A 15,799-nucleotide genomic window follows, 5' to 3' on the forward strand; every position below is an offset into this window, starting at 1 on the left:
GTGACGCTCCGCGTCACTGCCAAAGCGGACGCGGAGCGTCCAGTGAGGCATTCCCACGCAGAGCGTGGGAACGATCCCATGAGGCGGGGTAGGACGCAGCACTTGGCCTTAGACCTTGATCGTTCCCACGCTCCCGCGTGGGAATGCAGTCCGTGACGCTCCGCGTCACTGCCAAAGCGGACGCGGAGCGTCCGGTGAGGCATTCCCACGCAGAGCGTGGGAACGATCAATCCTTCAAATCTTGGCCAAACCAGTCACGTAACTTGATAGCTTTGACCATTGCCCAGCACCCCACACAGAGCGAGTATTTCCAGGATTTTTCACGGTTCCTACTAATAAAAAGACCGAGGGATTCTGGTGATGCGCGATTACTTGTCTGCCACTGCACAATTCGATTATCAACACACTGTCGATGAAGCCCTGAAGGGCACTCTGGCGGGGCTCAATGCGTGCGTCGAATGCTGCGACCGGCATGCCTTGCCGGGACGTATTGCGTTGTTCTGGGAGGGCCGCGATAGCACCAGTGCGACCTACACCTTCAGCGAATTGCAGGACAAGGCCGCGCGCTTCGCCAACTTTCTGCTGGCCCAAGGCGTCAAGAAGGGCGACAAAGTCGCAGGCCTCTTGCCGCGTAACGTTGAGTTGCTAATTACAGTCTTCGCCACCTGGCGCATTGGCGCGGTCTACCAGCCGTTGTTTACCGCCTTCGGCCCCAAAGCCATCGAGCATCGGCTGAGCAGCTCCGGTGCAGCGCTGGTGGTGACCGACGCCGCTAACCGTTCCAAACTCACCGAAGTGACCGGCTGCCCGACCATCGTCACCGTGGGCGGGCCCAAGGGCCAGGGCATCGTGCGCGGCGACTTCAGTTTCTGGGCCGAGCAAGCCAACTATTCGGCCGACTGCGAGCCAGTCCTGCTTAGCGGCGACGATCCTTTCCTGCTGATGTTCACCTCGGGCACCACCGGTCCGTCCAAAGCGCTGGCCGTACCGCTCAAGGCGATTGTCGCGTTTCAGAGCTATACCCGTGATGCGGTGGACCTGCGCCCGGAAGACGCGTTCTGGAACGTTGCCGATCCGGGTTGGGCCTACGGCATCTATTTCGGCGTTACCGGCCCGCTGTCCATGGGCCATCCGATCACCTTCTACGATGGTCCGTTCACCCTGGAAAGCACCTGCCGGGTGATCAACAAATACGGCATTACCAACCTGACCGGTTCGCCGACGGCGTATCGCTTGCTGATCGCCGGCGGTGATGAGTTCGCCCGCTCGATCAAGGGCAAGCTGCGTATCGTCAGCAGCGCCGGTGAGCCGCTGAACCCGGAAGTGATTCGCTGGTTCGCCGATAACCTGGGGGTGGTCATCCACGACCATTACGGCCAGACCGAGCTAGGCATGGTGCTGTGCAATCACCACGGTCTGGAGCATCCGGTGCATGTCGGTTCGGCAGGTTTCGCCTCGCCTGGGCACCGAATTGTGGTGCTCGATGATCACTACCAGGAGCTGCCGGCCGGGCAGCCGGGCATTCTGGCGATTGATCGCACCCAGTCACCGATGTGCTGGTTCGCCGGCTATGAAGGTGCGCCGACCAAGGCATTTGTAGGCAACTACTACCTCAGCGGCGATACCGTGGAGCTGAACCCGGACGGCAGCATCAGCTTCGTCGGCCGCAGCGATGACGTGATCACCACTTCGGGTTATCGGGTCGGCCCGTTCGACGTGGAAAGCGCACTGATTGAACACCCGGCGGTGGTTGAGGCGGCGGTGATCGGAAAACCCGACCCGGAACGCACCGAGCTGGTGAAAGCCTTTGTCGTGCTCAGCCCGCAATACCGTGCCGCGCCGCAGCTGGCCGAAGAGCTGCGCCAGCACGTGCGCAAGCGCCTGGCGGCGCACTCGTACCCCCGTGAAATCGAATTTGTCAGCGAACTGCCGAAAACCCCAAGCGGCAAGTTGCAGCGCTTTATCTTGCGCAATCAGGAAATCGCCAAGGCTCAAGAGGCCGTGGCTCACAAGGCTTGAACCCAAGGAAACAACGATGCAGATCGAAAATAAGGTTTTTCTCGTCAGCGGCGGCGCGTCCGGTTTGGGCGCCGCTACGGCTGAGATGCTGGTGGCCGCTGGTGCCAGGGTGATGCTGGTGGATTTGAACGCCGACGCCGTGGCGGCCCAAGCGCAAAAGCTCGGTTCACAGGCGCAAAGCGTCGTGGCCGATATCTGTCAGGAAGCGGCAGCCGAGGCTGCGGTAAAGGCAACGGTCGCAGCCTTTGGCGGGTTGCACGGGCTGGTCAACTGCGCGGGCGTGGTGCGCGGCGAGAAGATTCTCGGCAAGAACGGCCCTCATGCGCTGGCCAGTTTCAGCCAGGTGATCAACGTCAACCTGATCGGCAGCTTCAACCTGCTGCGTCTGGCAGCCGCGGCCATTGCCGACGGCGAAGCCGATGCCGACGGTTCACGCGGTGTGATCATCAACACCGCCTCGGCCGCCGCCTTCGACGGCCAGATCGGTCAGGCAGCCTATGCCGCTTCCAAAGGCGCGATTGCCAGCCTGACCTTGCCCGCCGCCCGTGAGCTGGCGCGCTACGGAATTCGGGTGATGACCATCGCTCCGGGGATCTTCGAAACCCCAATGATGGCCGGCATGACCCAGGAAGTGCGCGACTCTCTCGCCGCTGGCGTTCCGTTCCCGCCGCGTCTGGGCAAACCTTCGGAGTACGCTGCGCTGGTTAGGCATATTATTGAAAACAGCATGCTCAACGGTGAGGTGATCCGTCTCGACGGTGCCTTGCGCATGGCCGCCAAGTAAGGAGGATTTATCATGACTATTACCAACGATCCGATTGTTATTGTCAGTGCCGTCCGCACCCCGATGGGCGGTTTTCAGGGTGAACTGAAAAGCCTGAGCGCACCGCAACTGGGTGCCGCTGCGATCCGCGCTGCCGTCGAGCGCGCCGGTGTTGCACCTGGCGCGGTGGAAGAAGTGTTATTCGGTTGCGTGCTCTCGGCCGGTCTCGGTCAGGCGCCCGCACGGCAAGCGGCGCTGGGCGCCGGGCTCGACAAGTCGACCCGCTGCACCACGCTGAACAAAATGTGCGGTTCCGGTATGGAGGCAGCCATTTTGGCCCACGACATGCTGCTGGCCGGCAGCGCCGAGGTGGTGGTGGCCGGTGGCATGGAAAGCATGTCCAACGCACCCTATCTGCTGGACCGCGCCCGCAGTGGCTTGCGCATGGGCCATGGCCAGGTCATCGACCATATGTTTTTCGACGGTCTGGAAGATGCTTACGACAAGGGCCGCCTGATGGGCACCTTTGCCGAGGATTGCGCCGAAGCCAACGGCTTCAGCCGCGAAGTTCAGGACGAATTTGCCATTGCTTCGACGACTCGTGCCCAACAGGCGATCAAAGACGGCAGTTTCGCCGCCGAGATCGTGCCGTTGCAGGTGATGGTCGGCAAGGAGCAGAAGCTGATCAGCGACGATGAGCAACCGCCAAAGGCCAAACTGGACAAGATTACCGGGCTGAAACCGGCGTTCCGCGAAGGCGGCACGGTCACTGCTGCCAACTCCAGTTCGATTTCCGACGGCGCTGCGGCATTGGTATTGATGCGCCGCTCCGAGGCTGAAAAACGTGGCCTCAAACCGCTGGCAGTGATTCACGGCCATGCGGCGTTTGCCGATACGCCGGGCCTGTTCCCGGTGGCACCGGTGGGTGCGATCAAGAAACTGATGAACAAGACCGGCTGGTCGCTGGACGAGGTCGAACTGTTCGAAGTCAACGAAGCCTTTGCGGTGGTCAGTCTGGTGACCATGAGCAAACTGGAAATCCCCCATGAGAAGGTCAACGTACACGGTGGCGCTTGCGCCCTGGGCCATCCGATCGGTGCGTCCGGTGCGCGGATTCTGGTGACGCTGCTTTCGGCCCTGCGCCAGAAAGGCCTGCATCGCGGCGTGGCGGCCATCTGCATCGGTGGCGGCGAAGCAACGGCCATGGCTGTTGAAGTCCTGTACTAAGGAATCTTTATGCTCCCGACTGACGAACAACTACAGATCAGCGACGCGGCCCGGCAGTTTGCCCAGGAACGGCTGAAACCGTTCGCCGCCGAGTGGGACCGTGAACATCGCTTCCCCAAGGAAGCCATCGGCGAGATGGCCGGACTGGGCTTTTTCGGCATGTTGGTGCCGGAGCAGTGGGGCGGTTGCGACACTGGTTACCTGGCCTACGCCATGGCCCTGGAAGAAATCGCCGCCGGTGACGGCGCCTGCTCGACCATCATGAGTGTGCACAACTCGGTGGGTTGCGTGCCGATCCTCAAGTTCGGCAACGATCAACAGAAAGAGCAATTCCTTAAACCATTGGCCAGCGGCGCGATGCTGGGTGCCTTTGCCTTGACCGAACCCCAGGCCGGCTCCGACGCCAGCAGCCTGAAAACCCGTGCCCGCTTGAACGGTGATCACTACGTACTCAACGGCTGCAAACAGTTCATCACCTCCGGGCAAAACGCCGGCATCGTGATTGTGTTTGCAGTGACTGATCCGAGTGCCGGCAAGCGCGGTATCAGCGCGTTTATCGTCCCCACCGATTCGCCTGGCTATAAGGTCGCGCGGATCGAAGACAAGCTCGGTCAGCACGCGTCGGACACCTGCCAGATTCTTTTCGAAGACGTGAAAGTACCGGTCGCCAACCGCTTGGGTGAGGAGGGTGAAGGCTACAAAATCGCGCTGGCCAACCTCGAAGGCGGGCGTGTGGGTATTGCCTCGCAATCGGTGGGCATGGCCCGCGCAGCTTTTGAAGCCGCGCGCGATTACGCCCGCGAGCGGGAAAGTTTCGGCAAGACGCTGATCGAGCATCAAGCCGTGGCTTTCCGCCTGGCGGACATGGCCACACAGATCGCTGTCGCCCGGCAGATGGTGCATTACGCGGCGGCCCTGCGTGACAGCGGCAAACCGGCGCTGGTGGAGGCGTCGATGGCCAAGCTGTTCGCTTCGGAAATGGCTGAAAAGGTCTGCTCCTCGGCGTTGCAAACCCTCGGTGGCTATGGCTACCTGAACGACTTTCCGCTGGAACGCATTTACCGCGACGTGCGCGTCTGCCAGATTTACGAAGGCACCAGCGATATTCAGCGCATGGTCATTTCACGCAATCTTTGACTCAGTATCTCTACTCTTTCTAAGGCAGGAGCCCATTCATGAGTTATGAAACGATTTTGCTGGAAGTTCAGGGCCGGGTTGGCCTGATCACGCTTAACCGCCCGCAAGCCCTGAATGCGCTGAATGCGCAGATCGTCAGTGAGCTGAACCAGGCGCTGGACGGCCTGGAAGCCAACCCCGAGATTGGCTGCATCGTGCTCACAGGATCGAAGAAGGCCTTCGCCGCGGGTGCCGACATCAAGGAAATGGCCGAGCTGACCTATCCGCAGATCTACCTCGACGATCTGTTCAGCGACAGCGACCGAGTGGCCAACCGTCGCAAACCGATCATCGCCGCGGTGGCCGGTTTCGCCCTCGGTGGTGGCTGTGAGCTGGCGCTGATGTGCGACTTCATTCTGGCCGGCGATAACGCCAAATTCGGCCAGCCGGAAATCAACCTCGGTGTATTGCCGGGTATGGGCGGCACCCAGCGTCTGACCCGCGCCGTGGGCAAGGCCAAGGCGATGGAAATGTGCCTGAGCGGGCGCTTGATCGATGCGGTGGAAGCCGAGCGCGCCGGAATCGTGGCGCGCATCGTACCGGTGGATGAGTTGCTGGATGAAGCGCTGAAAGTTGCAGCGGTGATTGCTGGCAAATCCCTGCCGATTGCGATGATGGTCAAGGAAAGCGTGAACCGCGCTTTTGAAGTCAGCCTGTCCGAAGGCGTGCGTTTCGAACGCCGGGTGTTCCATGCGGCGTTCGCCATTGAAGATCGCAGAGAAGGGATGGCCGCGTTTATCGCCAAGCGCGAGGCGCAGTTCAAGGGTAAGTGATGTAGCGTCGAAGATCGTTCCCACGCAGAGCGTGGGAACGATCAGGTTCCCGGTTTCAGCCTTCAGATCTGATAGTTCTTCAACTCTCGCGCAATCACCATTCGCTGAATCTCGCTCGACCCTTCATAGATCTGCGTAATCCGCGCATCGCGGTAGAAGCGTTCTACCGGGTAATCCTCCAGATAGCCGTAACCACCGTGGATCTGAATGGCCGAAGAGCAGACCTTTTCGGCCATCTCCGAGGCAAACAGCTTGGCCTGTGAGGCTTCGGACAGGCAGGGTTTGCCGGCACTGCGCAGACGCGCCGCGTGCAGGATCAGCAAGCGGGCGGCATTCAAACGGGTGTGCATGTCCGCCAGCAGGTTGGCGATGCTCTGGTGCTCGATAATCGGCTTGTCGAACTGCACCCGATCGCGCGAATAAGCCAGCGCCGCTTCGAATGCCGCACGGGCGATGCCCAAGGCCTGGGCGGCGATGCCGATACGACCGCCTTCAAGGTTGGACAGGGCAATCGCCAGCCCCTTGCCGCGCTCACCCAGCAGGTTCGCTTCAGGAATGGTGCATTGGTTGAGGGTCACGGCGCAGGTGTCGGAGGCGCGGATGCCCATCTTGTGTTCAGTTCGGTCGACGATAAAGCCCGGGGTGTCGGTGGGCACCAGAAACGCCGACAGGCCTTTCTTGCCCAGATGCGCATCGGTGACTGCGAAGACGATAGCCAGTTTGGCCCGTTTGCCGTTGCTGACAAATTGCTTGGCGCCATTGATCACCCACTGGCCGTCGCGCAGCTCGGCGCGGGTGCGCAGGTTATGGGCCTCGGAGCCGGCCTGGGGTTCGGTCAGGGCGAAGCAGCCGATGGCTTGTCCGCTGGCCAGGTCCGCCAGCCAGGTCTGTTTCTGCTCCTCAGTGCCGTAGTTGAGGACCGGCCCGCAGCCCACCGAGTTGTGGATGCTCATCAAGGCACCCGTCGCGCCGTCGCCAGCGGAGATTTCTTCCACTGCGAGGGCGTAGGCGACGTAGTCGACATAGGTGCCGCCCCATTCCTCGGGGACCACCATGCCGAGCAAACCCAGCTCGCCCATCTTCGCCACCAGCGCATCATCGATCCAGCCAGCCTTTTCCCACGCCTGGGCGTGGGGCGCGATTTCACGGCGGGCAAAGTCCCGGGCCATGTCGCGGATCATGACTTGCTCTTCACTCAATTCAAGGTCGTGCATGGCTCAGCTCCCACTCATGTCGAAACCGCTGAAGAAACTCGCGACATGCTCGCCATCGAGGGCTTGCAGGGTCGGCGGGTTCCAGCGCGGGTTCTTGTCTTTATCAATCAGCAAGGCGCGCACGCCTTCGATCAGGTCACCACGTTCGAACCACTGACGGTCCAGATGCAGTTCCAGGGCAAAGCACTCTTCCAGGCTCAGCTGGCGACCGCGCCGCAGCATCTCCAAGGTTACGCCCATCGCCAGCGGCGAGCGGCTTTCCAGCAGAGTGGCAGTGGCAAGGGCCCACTCGTGGCTGTCGGCGACCGTGACTTCGCGTAATTGCTCGACGATGCTCGGCACATCGGGCAGGGCGAAGAAGTGGTCGATGGCCCCACGCAAGGCGTGCAACGGTGCGTCGGGCAGTTGCTGCACGGCAAGGGCAGCCAGTAGACCTTGCAGGTCCTTGAGCGGTGTTTCGTGCCACTCCAGGTGATCGAGGCGCTGGTCCAGCAGGCTCAGCCTGTCGCTTTCCAGGTACCAATCGGCCAATCCACAGTAGAGCGCGTCGGCAGCGCGGATCTGCACGCCACTGACGCCCAGGTAGATCCCCAGCTCGCCCGCAACGCGTGGCAGGAAGTAGCTGCCGCCGACATCCGGGAAATAACCGATGGCCACTTCCGGCATCGCCAGACGGCTGCGTTCGGTGACTACCCGCAGATCCGCGCCTTGCACCAGACCCATGCCACCGCCGAGGACGAAACCGTCCATCAGCGCCAGCACCGGTTTGCGGTACTGATGGATGGCCAGGTCGAGGGCGTATTCCTCGACGAAGAAGTCCTGGTGCAGGGTTTGCCCGTTTTTGAAGCTGTCATACAGCGTGCGGATATCGCCACCGGCACAAAAGGCTTTTTCACCGGCACCGCGCAGCACCACCGCATGTACCTGCGGGTCATGGGCCCAGGCATCGAGTTGCTGGTGCAGGCTGCGGACCATGTCCAGAGTGAGGGCGTTGAGGCCGGCGGGGCGGTTGAGGGTCAGGTGGCCGATATGGTTACGGACCTCGGCCAGCACTTCGTTTTGCGTGGCATCCACGGACCGTATCGCCTGGGATGAAACCTGAGCAGTCATCACTAACTCCCTGCTTTTATTGTTCTTTATAGAAGTGTTCGCGCGCGAACGATGCCGGATCGTAACAGTGCAAATTTGCCATGTACAACCCGGATAACTGCAGGTCTGGTGTGCATTTTTGCAGGATGACCCTGTTCATTCGCCCCTTCGAAGGGTGTTATCGCCGGGTAAGTGCCGGAAACGACCGATTCGGCTGTGGAATACCGCTTATCAGCATAGCCGGGCTGTCTGCGCGGGCCGTTACGACACCTGCCCCAAGCATTCTGTTGGCATTCTGGTGTTCCATTTGAAGCCGTCTGCGACAAGGGTTTCAGGGTGGGGGTGTGGCGACGCACCGGTTTAAAACAATAAGAACGCTGTTGCGGTGGATGCCGCATCGACTCTCTGCTCCTGCCCATAAATGTGGCTCGGTCGTGTGCCTGGCCGCGATAAATCCAAATAAATCGGGACTTACGAAGATGAACAAAAAATGGCTGGCCTTACCGGTACTTGCGTTGTTGTTCTGCTCGGCAGGCGCTAGCGCCAAAGAGTGGAAAGAGCTGCGATTTGGCGTCAACCCAAGCTATCCACCGTTCGAATCGACCACCGCCGATGGTGGCGTGCAAGGCTTTGGTGTGGATCTGGGCAATGCAATCTGCGCCGAGCTGAAGCTCAAGTGCGTGTGGGTCAGTAACGACTTCGACGGGCTGATTCCTGCGCTCAAGGCCGGCAAGTTCGATGCGATCGAGTCGTCGATGACGGTAACTGAGGCGCGCAAAAAGCAGATCGATTTCTCCGACCGCCTGTATGCCGGCCCGACCGCCATCGTCACCCGCAAGGATTCCGGTCTTGAACCCACCGCCGAATCCCTCAAAGGCAAGGTCATCGGTTACATGCAGGGCACCATTCAAGAGACCTATGCCAAAGCCAGACTGGCCCCCGGTGGCGTGAAACTGCGGGCCTACCAGAGTCAGGATCAGGTCTACGCGGATCTGGTTTACGGCCGTCTCGATGCGTCGATTCAGGACAAGCTGCAAGCGCAGATGAGTTTCCTGACTTCGCCGCAAGGTGCCGACTTCCAGAACAGTCAGGGCATCAGCGACCCGCTGGTACCGTCGGAAATCGCCATCGGCATCCGCCAGGACAACGACGAGCTCAAAGGCATGATCAACACCGCCATCAAGGCCCTGCATGAAAAGGGCATCTACGCGCAGATCCAGAAGAAGCACTTCGGCGATCTCGATCTCTACAACAACTGATCCTCGCACCGACAGCGCTGCATCGTCCTGTGCGATGCAGCGCCAGGCTGTGGCAATTCAAGACTGGTGACTTGCGTGAATACCTTCCTTCATTTTTTGGGGCTCGATATGTCGGCCCTGCAAGGCTATGGCCCTCTGTTGCTGCACGGCACCTGGGTGACCCTCAAACTGTCTGCACTGTCGCTATTGGTGAGCATGCTGATGGGCCTGGTCGGCGCGGCAGCCAAGCTTTCACCGCTGCGCCTCTTCAACCTGCCGGCGACGTTCTACACGACACTGATCCGCGGGGTTCCCGATCTGGTGCTGATGCTGTTGATTTTCTACAGCCTGCAAGGCTGGCTGAGCAGCCTGACCGAGGCCCTGGGCTGGCCCTACATGGAGATCGACCCGTTCGTGGCAGGCATCATCACCCTGGGGTTTATCTACGGCGCCTATTTCACTGAAACCTTTCGCGGCGCGATTCTCAGCGTTCCGCGCGGTCAGCAGGAAGCCGGTGCTTCATTTGGCTTGAATCGCTGGCAACGTTTTCGCTTCGTGGTATTCCCGCAAATGATGCGTTTCGCCTTGCCCAGCCTTGGCAATAACTGGCTGGTGCTGCTCAAGGCCACGGCGCTGGTGTCGATCATCGGCTTGTCGGACCTGGTCAAGGTCGCTCAGGAGGCCGGCAAAAGCACCTTTAATATGCTGGATTTCCTGCTGCTGGCGGCGGCGCTGTATTTGCTGATCACCAGTGCGTCGAACTATGTGCTGCGCGGGCTTGAGCGTCGTTACAACCAAGGCGTACGGGGGATGACGCGATGATCGAGTTGATTTCGGAATACTGGAAACCCTTTCTCTTCAGTGACGGCTACAACTTCACCGGGTTAGCGATAACCTTGTGGTTGCTCTGCGTGAGCATCGTGCTGGGGTTTTTCCTTTCGCTGCCGCTGGCGATCATGCGGACCTCGCGCTGGGGCCTGCTGCGCTGGCCGGTTCAGCTATTCACCTATGTGTTTCGTGGCACGCCGCTGTATATCCAGCTACTGATTTGCTACAGCGGGATCTACGGCATTGCGGTGGTCCGTTCTCAGCCACTGCTGGAAGCCTTCTTTCGCGATGCGATGAATTGCACCTTGCTGGCGTTCACTCTCAATACCTGTGCCTACACCGTAGAAATTTTCGCCGGGGCGATTCGCAGTATTCCCTATGGTGAAATCGAGGCGGCCCACGCCTATGGCTTGAGTGGCTGGCGTTTGTACTTACGGCTGATCCTGCCTTCGGCGTTGCGCCGGGCACTGCCGTATTACAGCAACGAAGTGATCCTGATGTTGCATGCGACTTCGGTGGCTTTCACCGCGACTATTCCGGACATCCTCAAGGTGGCCCGCGACGCTAACGCCGCGACCTTCATGACTTTCCAGGCGTTCGGCATTGCCGGGTTGCTTTACCTGGCGCTGTCTTTCGGGCTGGTGGGTGCATTCCGCCTGGCAGAGAAGCGCTGGCTGAGTTTTCTCGGTCCGGCTCACTGAGTCATTGCGTGCGGTTGTTCATCTCCATTCTTTCTGTCCAGAGCTGTGCCGATAGCGGTGTGGCTCCAGGAGTGTTTCATGTACAAGCTGACGGTTGAAAATCTGTATAAACGATTTGGTGACAATGAGGTGCTCAAGGGCGTCTCGTTGAAAGCCCGTGCAGGCGATGTGGTGAGCATGATCGGTGCCAGCGGTTCCGGGAAAAGCACCATGCTGCGGTGTATCAACTTTCTTGAACGGGCTGACGAGGGCTCCATCGAGCTGGATGGCGAAGTCATCGCGACGCGGCCGGCAGCCGGTGGCATGCGCGTTGCCAGTCCCGCGCAGTTGCAGCGCCTGCGCACGCGTCTGGCCATGGTGTTTCAGCATTTCAACCTGTGGAGCCACCTGACTGTTCTGGAAAACATTATGCTGGCGCCATGCCGTGTGCTGGGCGTCAGTCGCAAGGACGCTGAGCAAAGCGCTCGTGCTTATCTGGACAAAGTCGGTTTGCCGCAGCGAGTGGCCGAACAGTACCCGGCGTTTCTTTCCGGCGGCCAGCAACAACGGGTGGCGATTGCCCGGGCCCTGGCGGTGGAACCGCAGATTCTGCTGTTCGACGAGCCGACCTCGGCGCTCGATCCGGAGCTGGTGGGTGAAGTACTCAAGGTGATTCAGGCCCTGGCAGAAGAGGGCCGTACCATGCTGATGGTGACCCACGAAATGGGCTTTGCCCGCAAGGTGTCCAGTCATGTGTTGTTTCTGCATCAAGGCCGGGTTGAGGAGCAGGGAACTGCAGAGATTCTCGACCAGCCACAGAGCGAGCGTTTGCAGCAATTTTTATCGGGTCGTTTGAAGTGAGGCAAGACGTACATGGCGGATATCCGCGATCTGTCGATCGTGCTTGATCGTATCGATCAGGCAATCATTGAGGTGCTGCGCCATGAAGGGCGTATCACCTATCAGAAGCTTTCCGAGCGGGTGCACCTGACTCCCAGGCCGTGCCTGGAACGGGTGCGCAAGCTCGAACAGCTCGGGGTTATCCGCGGTTATGGGGCGATTCTCGACGAAAAGAAACTGACGCCGGGGTTGTCGTTACTGGTGCTGGTGGCGCTTTCGAACCAGAGCGGGCGGGCGGCGCAGAAGGCGTTTGAAGCCAAGGTGCGTGCCTGTCCGCAGGTGCTGGAGTGCCGCCTGATCAGCGGCGCGTTCGACTACAGCCTGCGTATGCGTTGCCGGGACATGGAGCATTACCGGGTGCTGACCGAAGTCTGGTTCGACGACCCGGACTTGCGCATCGACAAACTGGTCAGCCATCCCGAGCTTGCGATGGTCAAGACTTCGATGGAGTAAGCCCTACGAAATCATTCCCACGCTCCGCGTGGGAATGCAGCCCGTGACGCTCTGCGTCACAGAAGCGGACGCAGAGCGTCCGATGAGGCGTTACCACGCAGAGCGTGGGAACGATCGATCCAGCGCATATCTTTCCTCCCGCCGAATCGGCTGACAGCCCCCTCGCTTTCAGCCATTTCCATCACACCGACCCGCGTTATCGGCCGGGTTTGCAGATCGTTCCCACGCTCCGAGTGGGAATGCAGCCCGTGACGCTCTGCGTCACAGAAGCGGACGCAGAGCGTCCAATGAGGCGTTACCACGCAGAGCGTGGGAACGATCGATCCAGCGCACATCTTTCCCCCCGCCGAATCGGCTGACAGCCCCCTCGCTTTCAGCCATTTCCATCACGCCCACCCGCGTTATCGGCCGGGTTTGCAGATCGTTCCTACGCTCCGCGTGGGAATGCAGCCCGTGACGCTCTGCGTCACAGAAGCGGACGCAGAGCGTCCGATGAGGCGTTACCACGCAGAGCGTGGGAACGATCGATCCAGCGCACATCTTTCCCCGCCGAATCGGCTGCTCACCCCCTCGCTTTCAGCCATTTCCATCACACCCACCCACGTTATCAGCCGGGTTTTCTGCCCGCCAAACCAGACAATGAGTACCTCTTAACCCTCATTGATTCTGTGCCCATGCAAACCACCAATACCGTTTTGATGATTCGCCCGACACGTTTCTCCTTCAATCAGGACACGGCCGCCAACAACCGTTTCCAGCGCCAGGCCGCGCTCGCCGAAGACGTGCAGCTCAAAGCTCTGCGAGAGTTCGATGGCTACGTCGCCGCATTGCGCGAGCAGGGTGTCACCGTCATGGTGCACAACGACAGCGAAGCGCCGCATACCCCTGACTCGATCTTCCCCAACAACTGGTGGAGCAGCCATCCTGACGGCACTTTGGTGCTGTACCCGATGCAGGGCCACAACCGTCGGCTGGAACGGGACAAAGGCGTACTGGAGTGGTTGCGCGACGAGTACCGGGTCGAGCAGATGCTGGACCTCTCGGGCCTGGAACAGCAGGAAGTGTTCCTTGAGGGCACCGGCAGCATGGTTCTCGATCGTCAGCAGCGAATTTGTTACGCCGGTTATTCCACTCGCACCCATGCCCAGGCCTTGAATCAGGTGGTCGACCACCTGGGTTATGAGCTCTGCGCGTTCAACGCGGTGGACCGTCAGGGCGTCGCCATCTACCACACCAACGTGATGATGAGCGTGGGCAGCAGCCTCGCCGTGGTGTGTCTGGAGTCCGTCAGCGATCTGAACGAGCGCTCGGCGTTGCAATCTCGGCTGGAGGACAGCGGCAAACAGGTCATGGCCCTGAGCTGGGAGCAACTGGAGTCGTTCGCCGGCAACATGCTCGAAGTCCATAACGCGGCGGGCGACCCCTTGCTGGTGATGTCGCGTACAGCCTGGCAATCGCTGGATTTGACGCAACGTCGATTGATCGAGCGTCACGCCACACCGCTGCCGGTGAATATCGACACCATCGAACGCATCGGCGGCGGCAGTGCGCGCTGCATGCTGGCGGAAGTTTTTCTACCTGAGCGTCTGCCTGAACATCAGTCCAACCATCTGGCCTCCAAGGAGCAATCGCGATGATCGTCCGTCCTGCCACAATGGCTGACCTGCCTGCATTATTGACCCTGGCCCACAGTGCGGGCACCGGTTTGACCACCTTGCCGGCCGATGCCGTGCGTTTGCGCCATCGCCTGGAGTGGGCGGAGAAAACCTTCGCCGGCGAGGCCGAACGAGCGGATGCCGATTACCTGTTTGTGCTGGAAACCGAGAGCGGCGAAGCCGTCGGCATTTGTGCGCTGGCCGGTGCCGTGGGCATGCGCGAGCCCTGGTACAACTACCGCCTCGGGTTGTTTGTTGCTGCGTCGAAGAATCTGGGGATCAATCAACAGCTGCCGACGTTGTTTCTGGGTAATGACATGACCGGGCAGTCGGAGCTGTGTTCGTTGTTCCTGCATGCCGGACACCGCAAAGGGCTCAATGGCCGGTTGTTGTCCAAGGCGCGGTTTCTGTTTCTGGCCGAGTTTCGTGAGAAGTTCGGTGAGAAGGTGATTGCCGAAATGCGCGGTTACTCGGATGAAGAGGGTGTTTCGCCGTTTTGGGAAGGCCTGGGGCGGCATTTCTTCAAGATGGATTTTGCCGATGCCGACTACTTGACCGGCCTGGGTAACAAGACCTTTATCGCTGAGTTGATGCCCAAGTTTCCATTGCCAACCTGTTTGCTGCCAGAAGCGGCGCGCTCGGTGATCGGTCGGGTTCACCCCAATACCGAACCGGCGTTGGGCATGCTCAAGGCCGAAGGTTTCGACCATAAGGACTACATCGATATCTTTGACGGCGGGCCGCTGATCGAGTGCGCCACCGGTGACATTCGTGCGGTGCGTGATAGTCAGGTGTTGCAGCTGAGTATCGGCACACCCGGTGAACTCGCAGTGCCCTATCTGATTCACAACCGCCAGTTCGCCAATTGCCGAATCACCGCTGCGCCGGCGCGAGTTGCAGCAGGTACGTTAATTGTCGATGCGCAAACAGCGAAAAGCCTGGGCTTGAGTGCCGGTGCTTCAGTGCGGGCGGTTAGCCTGGCGGTACCGGCGCAACAACGGTCGGCGGCCTAGGGAATGCAACAATGGAGCCCGGAGCGGGGCTCCATTGATTATCTGTGCTCAGACCCTGCTGACCAGCACTTGGCCGATACTGCGGCGTTTGGCGTGCAGCTCGCTGGCGTGGATCAGTTGCTCAAGGTCTTCCGGGGTCACGTCGAAAAACTCTTGCATGTCTTCCAGCGCACGCCTCAGGTCTTCGGCGGTGATGCCCGCAGTGTCTGTGGGCGGGTGATCGGCCACAATCACCGCGACAGGATCGTTATGGCTCTTTGGGTAGCGAATCCGCGTCAGGTTGTTATAGGCCAGGGCACTGAGCAGCATGCAAAGCGCGCCAAGCATGACCGGGCCCAGCGCCAGCCAGTCCATGGCGATGGTCGCGGGATCCGCCAGTACCAGCAGCAAGGCCAGCGCCCCGGCCGGTGGATGCAGGCAACGTAACCAGCACATCAGAATCAGCGCCATGCCGGCAGCCAGGCAGGCACTGCCCAGCGTTCGGCCAAGCACGTGGGCCACCAGCAGGGACACCACCGCGGCGGTCAAGTAGCCGCCGAGAATCGACCACGGCTGAGCCAGTGCGCCGGACGACACGGCAAACAGCAGTACCGCCGAAGCCCCCAGTGGGCCGATCAGGTGCAGCGCCACGTCCATCCCGAACACATGCCCGCAGAACCACACACTGAACAAGGTGCCGAGGGACATGCCGATGGCGGCGCGACTCCATTCCGTGGGGCGGGTATTGACGGCGGCAGGTAACCAGCGAGCAAGCATGATGAAGACGATCCA

Annotated in this window: 15 protein-coding genes; 12 read left to right on the top strand and 3 right to left on the bottom strand. The window is 60.4% G+C overall.

The window, feature by feature from the left end; all coding sequences use genetic code 11:
- The first annotated feature begins 360 nt into the window (after positions 1-360).
- From AC07W5_RS14680 to AC07W5_RS14700, 5 genes are read left to right on the top strand one after another with little or no spacing between them, the layout of a single operon-like run.
- Positions 361-2,019, top strand: a complete 1,659-nt coding sequence (locus tag AC07W5_RS14680) for an AMP-binding protein (RefSeq protein ID WP_494991359.1) — start codon at positions 361-363, stop codon at positions 2,017-2,019.
- A gap of 16 nt (positions 2,020-2,035) precedes the next feature.
- On the top strand, positions 2,036-2,803 hold the full coding sequence (locus AC07W5_RS14685; protein ID WP_494991360.1) for an SDR family NAD(P)-dependent oxidoreductase: 768 nt from the start codon (positions 2,036-2,038) through the stop codon (positions 2,801-2,803).
- 12 nt (positions 2,804-2,815) lie between these two features.
- Complete coding sequence (locus AC07W5_RS14690; RefSeq protein WP_494991361.1) at positions 2,816-4,009, top strand: acetyl-CoA C-acyltransferase; 1,194 nt, start codon at positions 2,816-2,818, stop codon at positions 4,007-4,009.
- A 9-nt stretch (positions 4,010-4,018) separates the two neighbouring features.
- Complete coding sequence (locus AC07W5_RS14695; protein WP_495013128.1) at positions 4,019-5,146, top strand: acyl-CoA dehydrogenase; 1,128 nt, start codon at positions 4,019-4,021, stop codon at positions 5,144-5,146.
- A gap of 38 nt (positions 5,147-5,184) precedes the next feature.
- Positions 5,185-5,958, top strand: a complete 774-nt coding sequence (locus tag AC07W5_RS14700) for an enoyl-CoA hydratase (protein WP_494991363.1) — start codon at positions 5,185-5,187, stop codon at positions 5,956-5,958.
- A gap of 62 nt (positions 5,959-6,020) precedes the next feature.
- On the opposite strand, the gene AC07W5_RS14705 is transcribed toward AC07W5_RS14700, so the two are convergent.
- Complete coding sequence (locus AC07W5_RS14705) at positions 6,021-7,172, bottom strand: acyl-CoA dehydrogenase family protein (protein WP_494991364.1); 1,152 nt, start codon at positions 7,170-7,172, stop codon at positions 6,021-6,023.
- 3 nt (positions 7,173-7,175) lie between these two features.
- Positions 7,176-8,282: an enoyl-CoA hydratase/isomerase family protein gene (locus tag AC07W5_RS14710; RefSeq protein WP_495023679.1), complete on the bottom strand. Its 1,107-nt coding sequence runs from the start codon at positions 8,280-8,282 to the stop codon at positions 7,176-7,178.
- A gap of 458 nt (positions 8,283-8,740) precedes the next feature.
- On the opposite strand from AC07W5_RS14710, the gene AC07W5_RS14715 reads away from it, so the two are divergent.
- The 7 genes from AC07W5_RS14715 (at position 8,741) to astA (ending at position 15,028) form a co-directional block, all read left to right on the top strand.
- Positions 8,741-9,520, top strand: coding sequence for a transporter substrate-binding domain-containing protein (locus AC07W5_RS14715; protein ID WP_494991366.1), 780 nt, complete (start codon positions 8,741-8,743; stop codon positions 9,518-9,520).
- Between the two features lie 108 nt (positions 9,521-9,628).
- Positions 9,629-10,321: an ABC transporter permease gene (locus AC07W5_RS14720; RefSeq protein ID WP_494991721.1), complete on the top strand. Its 693-nt coding sequence runs from the start codon at positions 9,629-9,631 to the stop codon at positions 10,319-10,321.
- Positions 10,318-11,028 (top strand): ABC transporter permease, encoded by a 711-nt coding sequence (locus AC07W5_RS14725; RefSeq protein ID WP_494991367.1) that lies wholly within the window; start codon positions 10,318-10,320, stop codon positions 11,026-11,028. Before AC07W5_RS14720 ends, AC07W5_RS14725 begins: the two co-directional genes overlap by 4 nt.
- A 78-nt stretch (positions 11,029-11,106) precedes the next feature.
- Positions 11,107-11,868, top strand: a complete 762-nt coding sequence (locus AC07W5_RS14730; protein WP_495023680.1) for an ABC transporter ATP-binding protein — start codon at positions 11,107-11,109, stop codon at positions 11,866-11,868.
- A 12-nt stretch (positions 11,869-11,880) separates the two neighbouring features.
- A complete protein-coding gene (locus AC07W5_RS14735) occupies positions 11,881-12,360 on the top strand; it encodes an Lrp/AsnC family transcriptional regulator (protein WP_495023681.1) in 480 nt (159 codons plus the stop codon).
- Between the two features lie 674 nt (positions 12,361-13,034).
- Positions 13,035-13,997, top strand: coding sequence for a citrulline utilization hydrolase CtlX (gene ctlX, locus AC07W5_RS14740; RefSeq protein WP_494991369.1), 963 nt, complete (start codon positions 13,035-13,037; stop codon positions 13,995-13,997).
- On the top strand, positions 13,994-15,028 hold the full coding sequence (astA, locus tag AC07W5_RS14745) for an arginine N-succinyltransferase (protein WP_494991370.1): 1,035 nt from the start codon (positions 13,994-13,996) through the stop codon (positions 15,026-15,028). Before ctlX ends, astA begins: the two co-directional genes overlap by 4 nt.
- 48 nt (positions 15,029-15,076) lie before the next feature.
- Here the strand turns inward: astA and AC07W5_RS14750 are convergent, their stop codons facing one another.
- A complete protein-coding gene (locus AC07W5_RS14750) occupies positions 15,077-15,784 on the bottom strand; it encodes an HPP family protein (RefSeq protein ID WP_495023682.1) in 708 nt (235 codons plus the stop codon).
- Between the last annotated feature and the right edge of the window lie 15 nt (positions 15,785-15,799).

The sequence above is a fragment of the Pseudomonas sp. GW821-FHT01E05 genome (genome assembly GCF_059422425.1).